Source organism: Burkholderia sp. BCC1977, from assembly GCF_905339595.1.
Classification (GTDB): Bacteria; Pseudomonadota; Gammaproteobacteria; order Burkholderiales; family Burkholderiaceae; genus Burkholderia.
The window spans coordinates 26232-45576 of the sequence record NZ_CAJPGQ010000023.1; the positions used below are offsets into that span (position 1 = coordinate 26232).

The following is a 19345-nucleotide window of genomic DNA, read 5'->3' on the forward strand; positions in this document are numbered from 1 at the left end:
CCGCCAATGGGCACGCGGCGCAGGAAACGCGACGCGCGTTCGAACCACCTGTGTGAAGCCGCACCGCCAAGGCACGTGGCGGCACGATCGTGAAAAAAGTTTAGGCGACGGATGGCGGTAGTCAATCGGCTGGCACCGATCGCGCGGCTGCGCAGGGCTGGCGTGTTCATTGCATCGCGTGGCCGGCCGGCTCGCTGCTGGCATTCGAGATTTCGACCGCACGCCAGCCGCCGCCGATCGCCTTGTAGAGCGTGACCGTGTCGCTCAGAATCTGCTGATGATTGGCGAGCAGCGCGAGTTCCGCGGACGCCACCGAGCGTTCCGATTCGAGCACCTCGAGTTGCGAGACGAGCCCTTCCTTGAGCTGCGCCTCGACCTGCGCTGCGACGGTGCGCAAACGCGCGCTCTGCTGCTGAAGCTGCACGCGCTGCTGCTTGTGCGCGTCGAGATCGACGAGTGCATTTTCCACCTCCTTGAACGCGGTGAACACGGTCTGCCGGTACTGCTGCTCGGCGACCTTGGTCTGTGCGTCGGTCGTCTTGATGTGCGCGCGCACGCCCGGGTCGAACATCGGCAGGTTGATGCTCGGCAGGAAGCTGAACGTGAAGGCCTTGAAGAGATCGGACAGCGCGAACGCCGCGGTGCCGCCGCGCCCCGTCAGGCTGATCGACGGCAGTTGCGCCAGCTTCGCCGCGCCCACTTCGTCATACGATTCGAGCACGCGATACTGCGCGGCGACGACATCCGGCCGGCGCGCCAGCAGTTGCGCGGGCAGCCCCATCGGCACGTCCGGCAGCTTGACGCGCTGCCGGAGATGGCCGGCAGGCATCCTGAATTCGCCGGCCGGCACGCCCAGCAGCGTCGCGAGCGCGTTCTCGGCCGTGTCGCGCGATCGGTGCAGTTCGATCAGTTCGTTCGCCAGCCCGTTGATCTCCGCGCTCTGCCGCAGCACTTCGGTCTGCGGCGCGACGCCGTTCGCCAGCATCGACTGATAGATCGCGAGGATCTGCCGGTTCTTGTCGAGCGTGCGCTGTTCCTGCTCGATCTGGTCGTCGAACTGGAGGATCCGGAAATACGTGCTCGACACGTCGGCGACGAGCGTCAGGTAGCCCGCGCGCCAGTCGGCTTCGGTCGCGCGGTATTCGGCCTTCTGCGCCTGCACGCCTTTCTCGACCTTGCCCCAGATGTCGATCTCCCAGTTCACCTGGCTGCCGAGGTTGTAGGACTTCGACAGCGTTTGATGCGTGTTCTTCTCGAAGTCCACGCCCGCGCCGAGGTCGGCGCTCGGCAGCGCGCCCGCCTGGACTTCGCCGACCTGCGCGCCGGCGACGCCGATGCGCGCCGCCAGCACCTTGATATCGACGTTGCCCGCGATGGCCTTGTCGATGAGCGCGTCGAGCGTCGGATCGTCGAAACTCTTCCACCATTCGGCGTTGACCGCGTCCGACGCGGATACCGGCCCGTGCGCGTGCGCCCAGGTGGTCTTGGCCGGCATCTCGGGGCGCTGGTAGACGGGCATCTTCAGGTCCATGCAGCCGGACAGCAACGCCGCGCATGCGCCGGCGGAACCGGCGATGCGGGCCAGCGAACGCATGAGGCCGCGGCAGTTGCGCGTGGCAGTCGGCGACAGGTGGGTGTTCACGATCGACTCCTTGAGAGAGACGCGGCGACGATGCGGGATCGGTGGAATGTGTTGGTGTCGGTGCTGCAGCGTGGCACGCTCGCCTCTCATCTCGCATGGGGCGTGCCAGCCGCTCGCGGGATCGGCGGGAATCCTGCCGGCGCGGCTCGCGAACGCGGGTCCGGGCGACCAGGACGGGGATTGGGGCGCCGCGTGCGCGGCACCCGGATCAATGCTGCGTGATGGGTCTTTGCAGACAGTTCCGGCCCGGGATGTCGGGTACGCACCGACACTCGCGCAACGGGCGGCAGCGTTGCCGTGCGGCGCTTGCCCGCTCACGCGGGCGCGCGTGTGCCGCGCGATCGTCGATCGGCGGGCGCGACGTCACTTCACGTAGATCGTGATTTTCTTCGAGTAGATGGGGGGATTGTGCGGCACGTGGTTGGCGTCGCCCATCAACAGCTGCAGCGTGTGCTTGCCCGGCGGAAGCTCCAGCGTGGTCTCGGTCTCGCCCGCGCCGAAATGCAGGTGATTCCGGTCGGATGGAATCGGCTGGTCCAGCGGCGGCAGGTCGGTATCGACCAGCAGGTGATGGTGGCCCGTGTTCGGAAACTGCACGTGCGACGGCGCGACACCCATGTCGCGCAAGCCGAACCACACCCGGAACGAACGTCCGGCCGGCATCACCTGGCCATCGTTGGGCCAGCCGATGTAGACGACGGCCTTCGGGGGATGCGTGCTGGTCTCCGCGGTCGCCGCCCCCGTCCATAGCAGCGTCACGGCAACGGCGAAGAGGATGAGCTTGTTCATGGCGGCAATTCCCGGTTCGGGCGGCAGGCGTGGCATGGCGCGCTACTTGACCGTGATCGTGATCTTCTTCGAGTACACCGGCGGATCGTGCGGCACGTGGTCGTGGTCGCCCATCAGCAACTGCAGCGTGTGCTTGCCGGGTGGAAGCTCGATGCGCGCCTCGGTCTGACCGGCGCCGTAATGGAGGTGATTCCGGTCCGACGGTATCGGCTGGTCCAGCGGCGGGAGATCGGTATCGATGAGCAGGTGATGATGGCCCACGTTGGGCCGCTCGATGCCTTTCGGGCAGATGCCCATGTTGCGCAGGCCCATGCGCACCCAGAACTTGCCGCCCGTGATCGTTGCACCGTCGGACGGCCAGATGATGTACGCCTCGGCGCCGGGCGGCGAAGGCGTACGCCCGGCGCCGAACGCGATTCTCGGCGCCAGGACGGTGGCGGCCAAAACCAGCAACGTAGCCCTTCTTCGCATCGTGTTGCTCCTCGCGTGGGTGGCGGCGCGCGGCGTCGGACAGTGGAGCGTGTCTAACAGCTTAGGACGTAATCGACAGGAAGACACATAACGATGTCCCAGGGTGACGGGCCGCCGCGATGCGTGCGCATGCATGTCTGTTTTTTGCAGGACCCACGGGTGGATCCGGTGATCGCCGCCAATCGCACGTGCTATCTTGGAATGTGTCCCGGCCGCGCCCGTGCCTGGCGCAAGCACGCATTGCGCTCGCCGCGACCGAACACCCGGCATTGGCTGCGCTCCGCCTTCGGCACCTCGTCCGACGGCGCACCCTGGGGGGGCTGAACATGTGGCGAATACTCCTGCCCGCATGCCTGTTTGCGTCGATCTCGGTGGCATCGAGCACCTGCTCCGGCGAGGACCTGCATGCTTTTCCCGCACCGCCGACAGCGTCCGCACGCGCCGGGTCAGTCGAACCGCATCGCGTCGCACTCGTGATCGGCAACGGCGCCTATCGCGATCATCCGCTCGCCAATCCCGTCCATGACGCCGATGCGATGCGCGACGCGCTGCAGGCGCTCGGCTTCGACGTCATCACGTTGCGCGACGCTACCCGGCAGCAAATGGTCGACGGGCTGGCCGCGTTCGAACGCCACAGCGCGGCCAGCGGTACCGGGCTGGTCTATTTTGCGGGCCACGGCACCAGCGTCGGCGGAACGACATGGCTCGCGCCGGTCGATGCCGACGTCGGCTCTCCGGCCAGCCTGTCGCGAACGGGTATCGACCTGCAAACCGTGCTCGATGCGACGTCGCGGCCACCCGGCGACCGGATTGATCTGATCATTCTGGATTCCTGTCTGATCGCGCCTCCCGGTGCCGGTCACGTGGCGGCCCGCAAGCCGCCGCCGCATACGCTCGTCGCGTACGCGGCAGCGCCCGGCGAAGGCGCGGCCGACGGCGCAACGCATGGGGTCTACACGGCGGCGCTGCTGCAGACGCTCGCGTTGCCGGGGCTCGGTATCGCACAGGTGTTCGACCGTGCGGGCGCGATGGTCGAACGCGCCACCGGCCATCGGCAGATGCCGTGGATCGCGTCCTCCCTGTCCGACGCGGCAGCGACGCTTGCGTTCACCGGGCCGCGTCGCGCAGGAACCGGCGTGGCGCAGGCCGGCGGCGGCACGGCGCAACGATCCGACCGGTTGGCCGACGTCGGCGTCGTGGCGCTCGCTAGCCGGGGCGTGATGCCGAAGGACAGCGCCGAACAGTACGAAATTACGTTCTGGGAGTCGATCAAGGACAGCAAGGAGGCGGGCGACTACGAAGCCTATCTGAAGACCTACCCGAACGGCCGCTTCGCGCAGTTGGCGCAGGCCCGTCTCACACGACTGCGCGCGGCCGCGTCCAGGGCGCCCGCGGCGTCCGCGCCCGCACCGGCGGCAAGCTCCACGCCGGCCCCCGCCCCCGTTCCGGCGCCGGCTCAAACAGCGTCGCCGGCACCGGCGTCGGCGCAGCCTGCGCACACGCCTGGGTTACCGCCGAAAGCAGCGCCGAAAGCCCCGCCGCCGGCTGCCGCGGCGGCCACCTCTGCCCCCCCGCAGAAAGGCGGCGCGACGCCCGCCAATGAAATCCGTGATTGCCCGGCATGCCCCGCCATGCTGGCGGTCAGTCCAGGAACGTTCGCGATGGGCAGCAATTCGGGCGATCCGTCGGAAAAGCCCGCGCATCGCGTGACGCTCGATCATGCCTTCGCGCTGGCGAAGTATGGGGTGACCGTTGCGCAGTGGAACGCGTGCCGCGATGCGGGCGCCTGCCCGCGCCTGCCCAACGACAGCAATACGGTCGCGAACGCGCCGGTGCGCGACCTGAGTTGGGACGATGCGCAACTGTACGTGAAGTGGCTGTCGAAAATAAGCGGCAAGTCTTACCGGCTGCCGACCGAGGCCGAATGGGAGTTCGCGGCCCGTGGCGGTACCGCGACGCGCTTCTGGTGGGGCAACGAAATGCGCCCCGGTAATGCAAACTGCAAGGACTGCGGCCCACCGTGGCGTGCCGAGGCGCCGGACAACGTCGGCTCGTTCGCGGCCAATCCTCTCGGCTTCTACGACATGGGCGGCGGCGTATGGGAATGGGTCAGCGATTGCTGGCACGCGTCGTACCGGAATGCGCCTGCCGACGGCCGCTCGTGGGACGAGCCGAATTGCCAGGTCCGCGTGATCCGCGGCGGCTCGTGGCGGGACGGTGCGGGCTACATGCCCGTCTCGACACGCTTCAAGTACGACAGCAGCGTACGTTACTCGGCAAACGGGTTTCGCGTGGCACGGGACGTGAAGTAGATCGATATCGATCCGACCGGAAGATGGCACGGACGCCATGTGAAGGAGCCTCCCCACACGTCATCGAACACCCGGGCCGCTCACGCCTTCGCGTGCCAGCAGCGCGCAACGTCACGCGCCGGCGCGGCGCACCCGCCGGATTGTCGACGCTCCGGCCGACGATGTCAGCACCCCAGGGGCATGGCGAATCAGCGCGCAACCGCTTCCGTGTTCCGGATGCTGCCCAGGAACCGCGTCAGCTCCACCGTCTGCGGCCGCTCGAAGATCTCGTCGGCCGTCCCGCTCTCCCACACGCGTCCCTGATGCATGAATACGATCCGGTCGCTCACCGCACGCGCGAAGTTCATCTCGTGGGTGACCATGATCAGCGTCATGTCCTCGCGCGCGAGCTGCGCGACGACGCCCAGCACCTCGCCGACGAGCTCGGGATCGAGCGCGGACGTGATTTCGTCGCACAGCAGCACGCTCGGCTTCATCGCGAGCGCCCGCGCGATCGCCACGCGCTGCTGCTGGCCGCCCGACAGCTGTTCCGGAAACGCGTCGAACTTGTCGCCGAGGCCGACGCGCTCGAGCATCAGTTCCGCGATCGCGCGCGCCTGATGGCGATGCGCGTTCTTCACGACCGACTGCGCGAGCATCACGTTCTGCCCGGCGCTCAGATGCGGAAACAGGTTGTATTGCTGGAACACCATGCCGACCTTGAGCCGCAGCGCACGCAGGTCCGCGTGCCGTGCATCGACGCGTTCGCCGTCGATCGAGATCGTGCCCGCGTCGATGCTTTCGAGCCCGTTGAGCGTGCGCAGCAGCGTGCTCTTGCCCGAGCCGCTGCGGCCGATGATCGAGACGACTTGCCCGCGTTCGACGGAGAAATCGATGCCCTTGAGCACATGATGGGTGCCGAAGTTCTTTTCGAGACCACGGGTTTCAACGAGCGGCATGCCATCTCCTTTGCAACGTGCGCGCGTAACGGGTAAGCGGATAACAGAGCGCGAAATAGATCAGCGCGACGAGGCCGTATACGACGAACGGGCGGAACGTCGCGTTCGAGATCGCGATGCCGGCCTTCGTCAGTTCGGTGAAGCCGATGATCGACACCAGCGCCGTATCCTTCACGGCCTGCACGCCGAAGCCGACCGTCGGCGCGATTGCGATGCGCGCGGCCTGCGGCAGGATCACGTGACGCAACTGCTCGACGTAGCTCATGGCGAGGCTCGCCGACGCCTCCCACTGCCCTTTCGGCACCGCCTCGACGCAGCCGCGCCAGATTTCCGCGAGATACGCGCTGGTGAAGAACGTGAGCCCCGCCGTGGCCGCGACCCACGGCGGCACGTCGAGCCCGACGAGCGGCAGGCCGAAGAACACGATGAACAGCTGCATCAGCAACGGGGTGCCCTGGAATATCTCGATGTACAGCTTCGCGCCGCCGCGCAGCACCCGCGAGCTCGACACGCGCATCACCAGCAACCCGAGGCCGACGAGGCCGCCGGACAGGAACGACACGATCGACAGCACGATCGTCCAGCGCGCGGCCAGCAGCAGGTTCGCGAGAATCTGCCCGAACGTGAAATCGGTCATCGCGCACCTCGCAGGCGACGGGAGAACAGGCGGCGCCCGATCGAGCCGAGCGTGGCACGCAGCAGCAGCGCCATCGCCAGATACGCGAGCGTGATGACGAAATACGTCTCGAATGCGCGGAAGTTGCGCGACTGGATGTAGCCTGCCGCGTAGGTCAGATCGGCCACCGAGATCTGCGACACGACCGCCGAACCGAGCATCGTGATCACGATCTGGCTCGAGAGCGCCGGAAACACCTTGGCGAGCGCCTGCGGCAGCACGACGTGGCGCAGCATCTGCGCGCGCGACATCGCGAGCGCGGACGCCGCCTCCAGATGCCCGTTCGGGACGGCGGCAACGCCCGCGCACACGATCTCGACCGAGTACGCGCCGAGATTGAGCGTCATCGCGAGGAGCGCGGCCGTGTATTCGTCGATGTGCACGCCGAGCGCCGGCAAGCCGAAAAAGATGAAGAACAGCTGGACGACGAAGGGCGTGTTTCGAATCGCCTCGACGTACGCGCCGATCAGCGGGCGCAGCCGCACAGCCGCGGGCGCGTCGGCGCTGTAAGCGGCCGCGCCGAGCACGCCGAGCGCCACGCCGAGTACGGTCGCGACCGCGGTCAGCGCGAGCGTGATCGCCGCGCCGCTCGCGAACACGCCCGCGTATTCGGCGAGCTCGCCGAATTGAAGCTGGTAGCTCATGACAAGTGGGTAGGTTCAGGTTCGGACAACGACACCCGCCGCGCCGGCGCTGCCGGCCGCGGCGGTGTATCAGGCGGCACTGCGATCCGTCACAGTCCGGCCGGCAACGGCTGGCCGAGCCACTTCCTCGACATCGCGCCCAGCGTGCCGTCCTGCTTCGCATGGACGATCGCGTCGTCGATCTTCGCGAGCAGACGCGGTTCGTTCTTGTTGACGCCGACGAAGCACGGCGAATTCTTGATCACGAACTTGACCTCGGGCCGGCGCGGCGGATTCTTCGCGAGAATCGCCGCCGCGACGATGTTGCCGGCGGCGATCAACTGCACCTGCCCCGACAGGAACGCCTGGATCGTCGCGTTGTTGTCCTCGAAGCGCTTGATCGTCGCGTTCGGTGCGAGCTGCGACAGCGCAATCTCCTCGAGCGCGCCGCGGGTGGCGCCGACCGTCTTGCCGGTCAGGTCGGCGGGCGCGCTCACCTTCACGTCGGCCGGCCCGAACACGCCCTGGAAATACGGCGCGTACGCGCTCGAGAAGTCGATGACCTTCTCGCGCTCCGGCGTCTTGCCGAGCGACGAGATCACCATGTCGACCTTGTTGGTCGTCAGGTACGGAATCCGGTTCGCGCTGTTCACGGGCACCAGCTTCAGCTTCACGCCGAGCGATCTGGCGAGCAGTTCGGCCATGTCGATGTCGTAGCCCTGCGGCTGCATGTCCGTGCCGACCGAGCCGAAGGGCGGATAGTCTTCAGGCACCGCGACGCGCAGCGCGCCGTTTTTCGCGATGGTGTCGAGGGCGTCGGCCTGCGCCGGCGCGGCGGCGAACAGCGCCATCACGGGGGCTGCGATCAGTGCAGCCAGCCAGGTGCGTCGAGGAAACGGTCGAGTCGTCGGGCTCACGGTGAATCTTCCTTGTCTGGTATGTCGTCGGGCAACGCGCAACCGTTGCGCGGCCAGGGCAACTCCAGCAAAAACCGGGCCATTGCCGTGGAATGCTTGCTGCATCGGCACCGGACGGAAATTCAGGCGAATCGCATTCCTCATTTCGGTGCATGAGCCGGCGCCGGCTGGCGGGGTTGCCCATCCGCGGCGCGCGCCGGCGCACCAAATTACCTGACTGGTTCACCCCGCGAATCGGCGGACGGCGTATCGGGCGCACGCCGGTTCCGGTGCATCGATCCGGGACGCGCGGAATGCAGAAATCAAGACAATCGAAACGAAGCCCGAAGTCGCGCGATACACGGCATCACGCACGTCGTGCAAGTTGCTCGCTTTGCGGTGTCAGAGCCGAGCCCGTATGCATGGATTCGAACAGGTCCAGTCCAAATTTGCATTCTGTTCGTGATCGGATCAAGCCGATGATTCCGTCGGTCACGCTCACGCAGAACGTGCTCGAGCAGGGTGACGACTGAAACCGCGCACGACGACGGAGACGGCATCCGCCCGACGCGGGCCGCCGCCCGCCGGGCCGGGTTCATCCCGAAAGATGCGCGATGCCGATATGCATCGCGATGCATCGCGCATGCGGCATGCGCGAATAACGGGGTCACGACACCGCACGCGCGCACGGGATCACGCACGGAATCACTATCCCGCCGCCTTCGCGGCCCGGGGGCGATCGTCGTCAAACCGCCCGCCGGCCGGGAATCTCGCCCGGCCCTCAAGCGAATCCCGCAATTCCTGATTTCGGTCAACCACCGCACGCACGCCAGGGATGTAATCGACTTATTGCTCCGTCGACTCCCGGTGAGGCACCCCATGAAACTGACTTTTCTCGGTGCGACCGAAACGGTGACCGGCTCGAAGTACCTGGTCGAGCACGGCGGCCGGCGCATCCTGGTCGATTGCGGCCTGTTCCAGGGTACGAAGAACCTGCGGCTGCGCAACTGGCGCCCGCTGCCGCTCGCGCCCGACACGCTGGACGCGGTCGTGCTCACGCACGCGCATGTCGATCACACCGGCTACCTGCCGGTGCTGGTGCGCGACGGGTATCGCGGGCCGGTGTACTGCACGGCGGCCACGGCCGAACTCTGCGACATCATGCTGCGCGACAGCGCGCGGCTGCAGGAGGAGGAAGCCGACTTCGCGAACCGGCACGGTTATTCGAAGCATCATCCGGCGCAACCGCTCTACACGCTCGACGACGCGCAGCGCGCACTGCGCCTGCTGCAGCCCGTCACCTTCGACGAATGCACCGCGCTCGGCGGCGGCGTGGCGTTCCGCCTGCTGCCGGCCGGGCACATCCTCGGCGCGGCGAGCGTCGTGATGCACTGGGATCACAAGGTGCTCGCGTTCTCCGGCGACCTCGGCCGCTATCACGACCCGATCCTGCAGCCGCCGCGGCCGCCCGCGCATGCGGACTACCTGGTGGTCGAATCGACGTACGGCGACCGGCTGCATCCGGCGTCGGATCCCGAGAGCGAACTGGCCGCGCTGTTCGACACGACCTTCGCGCGCGGCGGGGTCGTCGTGATGCCCTGTTTCACCGTCGGCCGCGCGCAGGAAATCCTGCACTACATCGCGCGGCTGAAGGCGTCCGGCCGCATGGCGCGCGTCCCCGTGTTCCTCGACAGCCCGATGGCGACGGACGTGACCGAGATCTACCGCCACCATATCCTCGAACACCGGCTGACCGCGTCCGAAGCGAACGCGCTCGGCCACGCGGCGACGATGATCCGGTCGGTCGAGCAGTCGAAGGCGATTGCCGAACACCATGGCCCGATGGTCATCGTCGCCGGCAGCGGGATGGCGACGGGCGGACGCGTGCTGCATCACCTGAGCCGCTACGCGCCCGATGCGCGCAATACGATCGCGCTGGTCGGCTACCAGGCCGCCGGCACGCGTGGCGCGGCACTCGCCGCGCACGAGCCGACGCTGAAGATTCACGGCGAATACGGCCGCGTGCGTGCACAGGTCGAGTCGATCACGACACTCTCGGCCCATGCGGACTACGAAGAGATTCTCAGGTGGCTCGGCACGATGCAGGGCGCTCCCGTGCGGACGTTCATCACCCATGGTGAACCCGCTGCCGCGGACGCCTTGCGCCGGCGGATCTCGGAGCGCCTGCACTGGCCGTGCGAGGTGCCGACTTACGCGCAGTGCGTCGATCTGGACGAGGTCGAATCACGCGGCACGCAGGAACCCGCCGCGCTGTCGTCCTGACCGACGGCGATGCCGGCGATGCCGACCGATGATTGCCGGACGCGCGTGACGGGAAGCGGACGCCCACCGGTTCCCGTCAAGCGCCGCCCGGCAATCAGCCGACTTCGATGATGACCTTCAACGCATGGGTTTGCGCGGCGCGTCCGAACGTGTCGTACGCCCGCTCGACGTCGTCGAGCGAGAATCGATGCGTGATCAGGCGCGTCGGATCGAGGCGCCCGGCGCGCACGGTCTTCAGCAGCATCGGCGTGCTGACCGTGTCGACGAGCCGCGTCGTGATCGAGATATTGCGATCCCACAGCTTCTCGAGGTGCAGGTCGGCCTTGACGCCATGCACGCCGACGTTTGCGACCACGCCGCCGGGCGCCACGAGCGCCGTGCACATCTCGAACGTCGCCGGAATGCCGACCGCTTCGATCGCACAATCCACGCCGACGCCATCGGTCAGCTTCATGACTTCCGCAACCGGGTCGCCGGTGCGGCCGTCGAAGCAGTCGGTCGCGCCGAAGCGGCGTGCGATCTCGAGCCGGTTGCTGTCCGGATCGATCATGATGATCCGCGCCGGCGAGTAGAACTGCGCGGTCAGCAACGCCGCCAGCCCGATCGGCCCCGAGCCGACGATCGCGACCGAGCAGCCCGGCTGCACCTTGCCGTTCAGCACGCCGCATTCGAATCCGGTCGGCAGGATGTCGGACAGCATCACGAGCGCGTCCTCGTCCGCGCCGGCCGGAATCCGGTACAGGCTGGTCGGCGCATGCGGGATGCGCACGAACTCGGCCTGCGTGCCGTCGATCCGGTTGCCGAGAATCCAGCCGCCGGTCGTGCAATGCGAATACAGCCCGCGGCGGCAGTACTCGCAGCGGCCGCACGACGAGATGCACGAAATCAGCACGCGATCGCCCGGCTTCAGCGAGTCGACCGCGGCGCCGACCTGCTCGACGATGCCCACGCCTTCATGGCCGAGAATGCGGCCCGGCTCGCACGTCGGCACGTCGCCCTTGAGGATGTGCAGATCGGTGCCGCAGATCGTCGTGCGCGTGACGCGGACGATCGCGTCGGTGGGCGACTGCAGTTCCGGCATGGGCCGCTGTTCGAGCGCCTTGCGCCCGGGTCCGTGGTAAACGAGTGCCTTCATCGGGGTTCCTCCATCGAAAGGGGGGCCTGTTCATGCACCGGGGCGGCCGCCTGCCGGACTTGCGCCAGCAGCACCGCGAGCGCGCAGGAGGCGACCCGGACGGCCACGCCGTCGGCGCGGCTCGTCAGCACGATCGGCACGCGCGCGCCCACGACGACGCCCGCGTTCGCGGCACCGCCCAGGTATTCGAGCTGCTTCGCGAGCATGTTGCCCGCTTCGATATCGGGCACGACCAGGATGTCGGCGCGGCCGGCAACCGGCGAGTCGATCCCCTTGTCGCGTGCGGCCCGCTGCGATATCGCGTTGTCGAAGGCGAGCGGGCCGTCGACGACCGCTCCCGTGATCTGCCCGCGCTCGGCCATCTTCGCCAGGGCCGCCGCGTCGAGCGTCGAACGCATCGCCGGATTGACGGTCTCGACCGCGCACAGCACGGCCACGCGCGGGCAGGCAACGCCGAGCGCATGCGCGACGTCGATCGCGTTCTGCGTGATGGCCGCCTTGCGCGCAAGATCCGGTGCGATGTTGACGGCCGCGTCGGTCAGGATGAACGGCCGCGGATACACCGGCGACTCGATCAGGAAACAGTGAGACATGCGCTTGTCCGTGCGCAGGCCCGATTCCGCGGCGACGACCGCGCCCATCAGCTCGTCCGTATGCAGGCTGCCCTTCATCAGCGCGCCGGCGCGGCCCGACGCCGCGAGTTCGACCGCACGGGCCGCCGCCGCATGGCTGTGCGGCACGTCGTCGATCGTCCACTTCGCCAGATCGACGCCCGCCTCGTCCGCCGCGCGCAACACCTTCGCGCGCGGCGCGACGATCAGCGGCTCGATCGCTGCGCCCAGCGGCGAAGCGTCGATCGCGGCAAGCGCGACGAGGCTGGCCGTGTCGCACGGATGGACGACGGCGACCGCAAGCGGCGGCGCATCGCACGCACGCGCGATCAGTTCGGACAGGGCGCCGTCCGCTCGCGGCAGCATGCCGGGCAGGCACGTGCCGCCGGACCTATCCGGGTGCCGGGCGCCGTTCATGTCTCGAGCACACGGGCCGGCACGCCGGCCGCACCCTCGCTCCCGCGCGCCCATGCCGTCATCCCGTCGGCCCGCGGCATGCCGGCCTCGTTGACCACTGCCAGTCGTCCCGGATCGGGCAACCCGGCGGTGTGATCGCGCGACAGCGCGCCTGCGCCGCATTCGCGCAATCCGTCACGCCACGCAGCGGCGCTCTCGTATTGCGCACGCATGCTCAGCGCGGCGGCATCCTGCCAGATCGCGACGCTCGCGATCGCGTAGTCGCTCGTCACCTGCCGGGTCGCCTCGCCGAAGGCCGTCCAGTCTTGCGTTTCCGCAAGCGCCCGCTGCAAGTCCCGAACCGCGGCGCGGTCCCGCTCGATGCGCCGCCCTGCCAGCGCATGCCAGTCGTGCTGCCAGTCGTGCCGCGATTCGTGCTGCGATTCGCGATTCAGCGCGACCATGCGCAACGCGAGATCGCAGCCCGCGCGGCAAACGTCATTCGGTGTCGTCAAAGCGTATCGGCTCATCGGCTTCCCTCCTTCGATCCGGTCGACGGGTTGGCATCCCGCCTCGTGCCACCTGCCCGGGATCGGCATCGTGGCCGCTTCACTGTGCGGGCATCGCGCGCGGCTGCCGTTGATCTGAGTCAAGCGCGCGGAAAGCCCGCTCCGTAGACTGGATCGCACTGGCGGATCACCCGTCGATGGAGCGACTCCGATGAGCTACAAGAGCATGGTCGTGCACCTCGATACGAGCGTCCGCGCGCATGCGCGCCTCGAGTTCGCGTTGCGCGTCGCGCGGCGCTTCGGTGCGCATCTGACCGGCTTGTTCGCGGTCTACACGCCGGAACCGCATTCGTTCTACGTGATGGCCGGGTCCGCCGATTACTTCCGTGAGCAACGCGAACGGCGCGACGAACGGCTTGCCGCGCTGGAACGCCTGTTCCATGCGGAAACGGCTCGCGCGAAAGTGCCGGCCGCGTGGGTTCGCGCGGACGAACGCGCCAATGCAGCCGTGCCGCGCGCCGCGCGCCTCGCCGACCTCGTGATCGCCGGCCAGACCGACCCCGACGATCCCGAGACCTATATCGACGACCAGTTTCCCGAGAACCTCGTGTTGTCCGCCGGTCGCCCGGTGCTGTTCGTGCCGCACACGGGAGAATTCCCGTCGGTCGGCGAACGGGTGTTCGTCGCGTGGGATGCCAGCCGGGAAGCAGCCCGCGCCGCGCACGATGCGCTTCCCTTTCTCGAACATGCGAAGCGCACGACGATCGCCGCCGTGGTCGACGGCGATTCGGAAGCGGCGACCACGCGCATTCCGGCCGCCGATGCCGCGCTGATGCTGGCGCGCCATGCACGCGACGTGAACGTGCTCGATATCGAGGCCGGCGCCGGCCCGGCGGTCGGCGACACGTTGCTGTCGCGCGCGTACGAAACGGGTTCCGACCTGCTCGTGATGGGCGCGTACGGCCATCCGCGCTGGCGCGAGCTGGTGATGGGCGGCGCCACCCGCACGGTGCTGGCGTCGATGACGCTGCCCGTGCTGATGTCGCACTGAGCCGGCCGATGCGTACGCTCGCGCTGCTCGTCGTCAATGCCGGATCGTCGAGCGTGAAGTTCGCGATCTTTGCGTACCCGCCGCACGGCGATCCCGCGCGGCGGCCGCTGCACGAGGGCGAAGCGGTCGCGGCCGGCAACAGCGTGTCGATCCGCTTCGATGCCGATCCGGGCCGTGTGCTGCCGCTGGATGCCGGCGATCCCTACCGCGCCGTGCTCGCACGGATCGCGGCGTGGATACGCATGCAACTGCCGCATATCGCGCTGGGCGCCGTTGCGCATCGCGTCGTGCATGGCGGCGCACGCTACGTCGAGCCGGCGGTCGTCGACGACGACGTGCTGGACGCGCTTCGCACGCTCACGCCGCTGGCGCCGCTGCATCAGCCGCACAGCCTCGATGCGATCGAAGTGCTGCGCGACGCATTTCCCGACGTCCCGCAGATCGCCGTGTTCGACACGGCGTTTCACCGCATGCTGCCACGCGCCGAGCAACTGCTGCCGTTGCCGCATGCGTGGTTCGACCAGGGCGTGCGCCGCTACGGATTCCATGGCCTGTCGTACGAATACCTGACCGTCGCGCTCGCCGAGTCGTTCGGCGCCCGCGCGCACGGCCGTGTCGTTGCCGCCCATCTCGGCAGCGGCGCGAGCCTGTGCGCGATGCGCGACTGCCGCAGCGTCGCGACGACGATGGGCTTCTCCGCGCTCGACGGACTGATGATGAGCACCCGCTGCGGCGCACTCGATCCCGGCGTCGTCCTGCACCTGCTCGAGATCGGCGAGCTGTCCGGCGATGCACTGGGACACATGCTGTATCACGAGTCGGGGCTCAAGGGCGTATCGGGGGCGTCCGGCGATCCGCGCGTACTGCTCGCGCGCGAAGCGGCCGGCGACGCGCAGGCCCGCGATGCGCTGATGCTGTACGTCCATCGCATCGTGCGCGAGACCGGCGCGCTGACCGCGCTGCTCGGCGGCCTCGACATGCTGGTGTTCACGGCCGGCATCGGCGAACACTCGGCGGAACTGCGCGAGCGGATCTGCACATCGCTCGGCTGGCTCGGCATCGCACTCGATGCGCGTGCGAATGCCGCCCATGCGCATGTCGTGTCGTCTCCGTCGAGCGCGGTCACGGTGGTCGTCGAGCCGACCAACGAAGCATGGATCGCGGCGCGTGCCGCCGTGCGCGTGCTGCACGGCAACCGGGACGCTTGATCCAGATCAGCGCGACCGGCGCACACGCGCCGATGATGATTCCATCGACATCGGTTCAGGGGAAACGTCATGTACTCGAACATTCTGGTTGCGCTCGACGGCAGCGATACGTCGTCCCGCGCACTCGACGCCGCGCTGACGCTCGCGTCGGAGACCGGTGCGCGTCTGACCCCGGTCTACGTCGTCGATTTCCTGGTGCCGGCCTACGACCCTTACGGATACGATCCGTCGATTCTCGTCGACGCATTCCGCGAGGAAGGGCTGCGCGTGACCGAGGATGCGGCACGGCGCATGAAAGCGCGCGACGTGGCCGGCACGCCGCAGATCTCCAATGTCGCGCCGGCGGGCGAGGACGTCGCCCAACGGATCGTGGGCTTCGCCGGCGAGATCGGCGCCGACCTGATCGTGATCGGCACGCACGGCCGGCGCGGTTTTCGCCGCCTCGTCCTCGGCAGCGTGGCCGAACGTGTGCTGCGCCATGCCACGTGCCCGGTCCTGATGATCCCGGCGAGCGGCGCATCGAAGGCGCCCGCCGAGCCCCCTGCCGCATCGACCGAAAAGGAGCCGTCATGAGCTACAAGACCCTGCTCGTCCATCTCGACGACAGCAAGCGCTGCGCGACGCGCGTCGATCTCGCGCTCGAGCTCGCGGGACGCTGGAACGCCCATCTGATTGGCCTCTACGTGGTCTGCCAGGACCTGTTCGAACCGTTGCGGCGTCCCGACGAACCGCTGAAGCTGGCCGTCTACGAACGCCTGTGCGAAGAGCGGCGCAAGGAAGCCGAGGAACGATTCCTCGCGGCCGCCGAGCGCGCGGGGCGCAACAACGTCGAGTGGCAGGCGCCGGCCGGCGACGCGACCGCTGCCGCGGTCCTGCATGCGCGCCACGCCGATCTGCTGGTGCTCGGCCAGGAGGACCCCGACGACCGCATGACCTACGTGGCCCGTCATTTCGTTGCGGATGTGGTGATGGGCAGCGGCCGGCCGGCGCTCGTCGTGCCCTATGCGGGCGACGTGCGAACGCTCGGCGAGAACGTGCTGATCGGCTGGGACGGCGGGCGCGAGGCCGCCCGCGCGATGGCCGACGCGCTGCCGCTGCTCGCGCGCGCGCGCTTCGTCAACGTCGAGACGGTCGCGCGCGGACAACCCGATCCTGACAAGACGCCGGCGGGCGTCGACGTCGCCGCGTATCTCGAACGGCACGGCATTCGCGCGTCGTTCTCGACCACGCCGCGCGAACTGTCGGTGAGCGTGGGCGCGACGCTGCTGAACCGGGTGACCGACCTGCACGCCGATCTGCTCGTGATGGGCCTGTACAGTCATGCCCGCATGCACGAACGCGTACTCGGCGGCGCCACGCGCACGATCCTCGAGACGATGACGGTGCCGGTGCTGCTGTCCCACTGAGCAGGCCGAGTCGGGGCAGCCCGAGCGGCTGCCCTTGTTCCGTCACGACACGGGCGCACACGCGCCCGACCCTTCCCGCACGACCGGCACCGGCCGGTCCGCGGTGCGCACCAACGATTCGGCGCCGCTGCCGAACACCGCGCGCCGAGCACCGCGACGGCCCTGCGTGCCCGTCACGATCAGGCCCCCATCGTGACAAGTTGCCGCACCCCTGTAGGAAATCTCCTACAAGACTTCCCTCTCCCCTACCGCAACTTCAATTCCGGCTGATTTTCTTGACGTCGCGCAACCTCCATACTGCAGATCAGGAAAAACGAGCAAACGTGCCTCCCGGAGCACAGGCAGCATCATCGTCGAGACCGGCGCAGCGGTCGCCCGGCGCGTCCGGCGGGGCTTTCCCGACAGGAAGGCGGCAGAGACCAAGGCCGCCGGTACAACGGTCAGCGCGACGCCGCCCGACGGCGAGCCGCCGCTGGCCCCGAACTGGAGCCGATCATGCAGAGCAGTGCCGAAGCCTCGACGACCATGTCGCTACACCCGTTAAACCCATTAAACCCGTTAAGCACGTTCATCCCGCTGCATCCCGTCGAACCGGCGGACCAGCCCAAGCGCGCCGCGTCCCGCTGTTCGACGTGCGCATTGCGTACCGTCTGCATGCCGTCCGATCTTTCGCCCGCCGATTTCGCGCGCGTCGACGCGATGATCTGCACGACGCGCCACGTCAAGCGCGGCGAAACGCTGTTTCGCGCGGGCGACGCATTCACCAGCATCTATGCCGTGAGAACCGGGTCGTTCAAGACCATCGTGATGCATCGCGACGGCGACGAGCAGATCACCGGCTTCCAGATCGTCGGCGAATCGCTCGGGCTCGACGGCGTGTACTCCGGGCACCACAACGGCGACGCGATCGCGCTCGAGGACAGCACGGTCTGCATCATCCCGTTCGGCCAGCTCGAGCAGATGTGCCGCGAAGTGCGGCCGATGCAGCATCACGTGTACCAGATGATGGGCGGCGAGATCGTGCGCGAATCGTCCCAGATGCTGCTGCTCGGCACGATGAGCGCCGAACAGCGCGTGGCCGCGTTCCTGCTGAATCTTTCCGCGCGCTTCAAGGCGCGTGGTTACTCGGCGGCGGAATTCGTGCTGCGGATGACGCGCGACGAGATCGGCGAATATCTCGGGATGAAGCTCGAAACGGTCAGCCGCATGCTGTCGAAGTTCCAGCACAAGGGGCTCGTCGCGACGCAAGGCAAGCAGATCCGGATCGTCGATTCGGAAGGTCTGCGGCAAATCTGACCGCGCCGCGGCTCCGTCGGGCAGATCAGCCGCGCATGCTCAGCACGGCGGCGCCCGATACGCGCCCGCCGCGCAGGTCGTCGAGCGCGCGGTTCGCATCGGTCAGCGCATAGCGCACGGCCTCGACCCGCAGCGGCATCGCAGCGGCGATCCGCATGAATTCGACCGCATCCGCGCGCGTCAGGTTGGCCACCGACACGATGCGGCGCTCGCCCCACAGCGACGCGTACGGAAAGCCCGGGATGTCGCTCATGTGAATGCCGCCGCACACGACGATCCCGCCTTTGTCGACCGCGCGCAGCGCGGCCGGCACCAGTGCGCCCACCGGCGCGAAAATCAGCGCGGCATCGAGCGGCTCCGGCGGCGCTTCGTCGCTGCCGCCGGCCCATGCGGCACCCAGCGACAGTGCCAGTTGCTGCGCCACGGTATCGCCGGGCTTCGTCAACGCAAACACCTTGCGTCCTTCGGCATGCGCGACCTGCGCGACGAGATGGGCCGCCGCGCCGAAGCCGTAGATGCCGATGCGGCGCGCATCGCCCGCCATGCGCAAGGTTCGATAACCGATCAGGCCGGCGCACAGCAGCGGCGCGGCTTCCAGATCGGCATAGCGCTGCGGCAGATGCACGCAATACCGATGGTCGGCGACGGTGCACTCGGCATAGCCGCCGTCGATCGTGTAGCCGGTGAATCCCGGGCTGTCGCACAGGTTTTCGCGGCCGGACGTGCAATACGCGCAATGCCCGCACGTCGAGCCCAGCCACGGCACGCCCACCCGGTCGCCGACGGCAAAGCCCGTCACGCCTTCGCCCGCCTGGCGCACCGTTCCGACGATCTCGTGCCCCGGAATCAGCGGCAGCTTCGGGTGCGCGAGCTCGCCGTCGACGACGTGGAGATCGGTCCGGCATACGCCGCACGCGTGCACGTCGATCAGTAGCTGGCCCGCCGCAGGCACCGGATCCGGCATGCGCGCTGCGCGCAAATGCGGTGTGGTGCCGTCAAACATCATCGCAAGCATGCTCGCCTCCCCGCGCGATCGTCTTCGCGCGCTGCGCATTCCAAGGCTAGTCGTCAGGCAGCGCGTGCGTTTGGCCCGATGACACGCG

General features: G+C 68.2%; 18 protein-coding genes and 2 pseudogenes. 8 read left to right on the forward strand and 12 right to left on the reverse strand.

All coding sequences use genetic code 11. The annotated features are described in order from the left end of the window. Positions 1-166: 166 nt before the first annotated feature. The 3 genes from U5771_RS19650 to U5771_RS19660 all read right to left on the reverse strand — a co-directional run bounded on the left by U5771_RS19650 (position 167) and on the right by U5771_RS19660 (position 2902). Positions 167-1594, reverse strand: coding sequence for an efflux transporter outer membrane subunit (locus tag U5771_RS19650; protein WP_322025602.1), 1428 nt, complete (start codon positions 1592-1594; stop codon positions 167-169). A 411-nt stretch (positions 1595-2005) separates the two neighbouring features. Next, positions 2006-2431, reverse strand: coding sequence for a DUF4399 domain-containing protein (locus U5771_RS19655; protein ID WP_322025523.1), 426 nt, complete (start codon positions 2429-2431; stop codon positions 2006-2008). Between the two features lie 42 nt (positions 2432-2473). Further along, positions 2474-2902 carry a DUF4399 domain-containing protein gene (locus U5771_RS19660; RefSeq protein WP_322025524.1) on the reverse strand — a complete coding sequence of 143 codons (429 nt, stop codon included), beginning with the start codon at positions 2900-2902 and terminating at the stop codon, positions 2474-2476. A 326-nt stretch (positions 2903-3228) separates the two neighbouring features. On the opposite strand from U5771_RS19660, the pseudogene U5771_RS35615 reads away from it, so the two are divergent. After that, positions 3229-3930: pseudogene (locus U5771_RS35615) on the forward strand (caspase family protein); the annotation flags it as partial. 30 nt (positions 3931-3960) lie between these two features. Further along, the gene (locus U5771_RS35620; RefSeq protein WP_415859419.1) at positions 3961-5214 is read left to right on the forward strand and encodes a formylglycine-generating enzyme family protein; all 1254 of its coding nucleotides are present in this window, start codon (positions 3961-3963) and stop codon (positions 5212-5214) included. A gap of 188 nt (positions 5215-5402) precedes the next feature. On the opposite strand, the gene U5771_RS19670 is transcribed toward U5771_RS35620, so the two are convergent. From U5771_RS19670 to U5771_RS19685, 4 genes are all read right to left on the reverse strand, one after another. Next, positions 5403-6152 (reverse strand): amino acid ABC transporter ATP-binding protein, encoded by a 750-nt coding sequence (locus U5771_RS19670; RefSeq protein ID WP_322025526.1) that lies wholly within the window; start codon positions 6150-6152, stop codon positions 5403-5405. Continuing rightward, positions 6139-6789, reverse strand: a complete 651-nt coding sequence (locus tag U5771_RS19675) for an amino acid ABC transporter permease (RefSeq protein WP_322025527.1) — start codon at positions 6787-6789, stop codon at positions 6139-6141. Before U5771_RS19675 ends, U5771_RS19670 begins: the two co-directional genes overlap by 14 nt. Further along, complete coding sequence (locus U5771_RS19680) at positions 6786-7472, reverse strand: amino acid ABC transporter permease (protein ID WP_322025528.1); 687 nt, start codon at positions 7470-7472, stop codon at positions 6786-6788. The genes U5771_RS19675 and U5771_RS19680 overlap by 4 nt, the downstream gene beginning before the upstream one ends. A gap of 89 nt (positions 7473-7561) precedes the next feature. Next, positions 7562-8368 carry a transporter substrate-binding domain-containing protein gene (locus U5771_RS19685; RefSeq protein ID WP_322025529.1) on the reverse strand — a complete coding sequence of 269 codons (807 nt, stop codon included), beginning with the start codon at positions 8366-8368 and terminating at the stop codon, positions 7562-7564. A gap of 858 nt (positions 8369-9226) precedes the next feature. On the opposite strand from U5771_RS19685, the gene U5771_RS19690 reads away from it, so the two are divergent. Further along, positions 9227-10630: an MBL fold metallo-hydrolase gene (locus U5771_RS19690; RefSeq protein ID WP_322025530.1), complete on the forward strand. Its 1404-nt coding sequence runs from the start codon at positions 9227-9229 to the stop codon at positions 10628-10630. Positions 10631-10724: 94 nt separating this feature from the next. Here U5771_RS19690 and U5771_RS19695 read toward each other — a convergent pair whose 3' ends face one another. The 3 genes from U5771_RS19695 to U5771_RS19705 are packed head-to-tail and all read right to left on the reverse strand — an operon-like array spanning position 10725 to position 13302. Then, on the reverse strand, positions 10725-11765 hold the full coding sequence (locus U5771_RS19695; protein WP_322025531.1) for a zinc-dependent alcohol dehydrogenase family protein: 1041 nt from the start codon (positions 11763-11765) through the stop codon (positions 10725-10727). Then, complete coding sequence (locus tag U5771_RS19700) at positions 11762-12793, reverse strand: bifunctional enoyl-CoA hydratase/phosphate acetyltransferase (RefSeq protein WP_322025532.1); 1032 nt, start codon at positions 12791-12793, stop codon at positions 11762-11764. The genes U5771_RS19695 and U5771_RS19700 overlap by 4 nt, the downstream gene beginning before the upstream one ends. After that, positions 12790-13302 carry a hypothetical protein gene (locus U5771_RS19705; RefSeq protein ID WP_322025533.1) on the reverse strand — a complete coding sequence of 171 codons (513 nt, stop codon included), beginning with the start codon at positions 13300-13302 and terminating at the stop codon, positions 12790-12792. The genes U5771_RS19700 and U5771_RS19705 overlap by 4 nt, the downstream gene beginning before the upstream one ends. Before the next feature lie 190 nt (positions 13303-13492). On the opposite strand from U5771_RS19705, the gene U5771_RS19710 reads away from it, so the two are divergent. The 4 genes from U5771_RS19710 (at position 13493) to U5771_RS19725 (ending at position 16946) form a co-directional block, all read left to right on the forward strand. Next, positions 13493-14332, forward strand: coding sequence for a universal stress protein (locus tag U5771_RS19710; RefSeq protein WP_322025534.1), 840 nt, complete (start codon positions 13493-13495; stop codon positions 14330-14332). 8 nt (positions 14333-14340) lie between these two features. Continuing rightward, positions 14341-15540 (forward strand): acetate/propionate family kinase, encoded by a 1200-nt coding sequence (locus U5771_RS19715; RefSeq protein ID WP_322025535.1) that lies wholly within the window; start codon positions 14341-14343, stop codon positions 15538-15540. Positions 15541-15609: 69 nt separating this feature from the next. Beyond that, positions 15610-16113, forward strand: a complete 504-nt coding sequence (locus U5771_RS19720; RefSeq protein WP_322025536.1) for a universal stress protein — start codon at positions 15610-15612, stop codon at positions 16111-16113. Beyond that, a complete protein-coding gene (locus U5771_RS19725; RefSeq protein WP_322025537.1) occupies positions 16110-16946 on the forward strand; it encodes a universal stress protein in 837 nt (278 codons plus the stop codon). Before U5771_RS19720 ends, U5771_RS19725 begins: the two co-directional genes overlap by 4 nt. Before the next feature lie 42 nt (positions 16947-16988). Here U5771_RS19725 and U5771_RS19730 read toward each other — a convergent pair. Beyond that, positions 16989-17159 (reverse strand): annotated as a pseudogene (locus U5771_RS19730) (universal stress protein); the annotation flags it as partial. Between the two features lie 282 nt (positions 17160-17441). Between U5771_RS19730 and fnr the strand changes: the two are divergent. After that, entirely contained in the window at positions 17442-18242 is an 801-nt protein-coding gene (gene fnr, locus U5771_RS19735) for a fumarate/nitrate reduction transcriptional regulator Fnr (protein WP_322025538.1), read from the forward strand. Positions 18243-18267: 25 nt separating this feature from the next. Here the strand turns inward: fnr and U5771_RS19740 are convergent, their stop codons facing one another. Beyond that, positions 18268-19257, reverse strand: a complete 990-nt coding sequence (locus tag U5771_RS19740) for a zinc-dependent alcohol dehydrogenase family protein (RefSeq protein WP_322025539.1) — start codon at positions 19255-19257, stop codon at positions 18268-18270. Positions 19258-19345 lie beyond the last annotated feature (88 nt).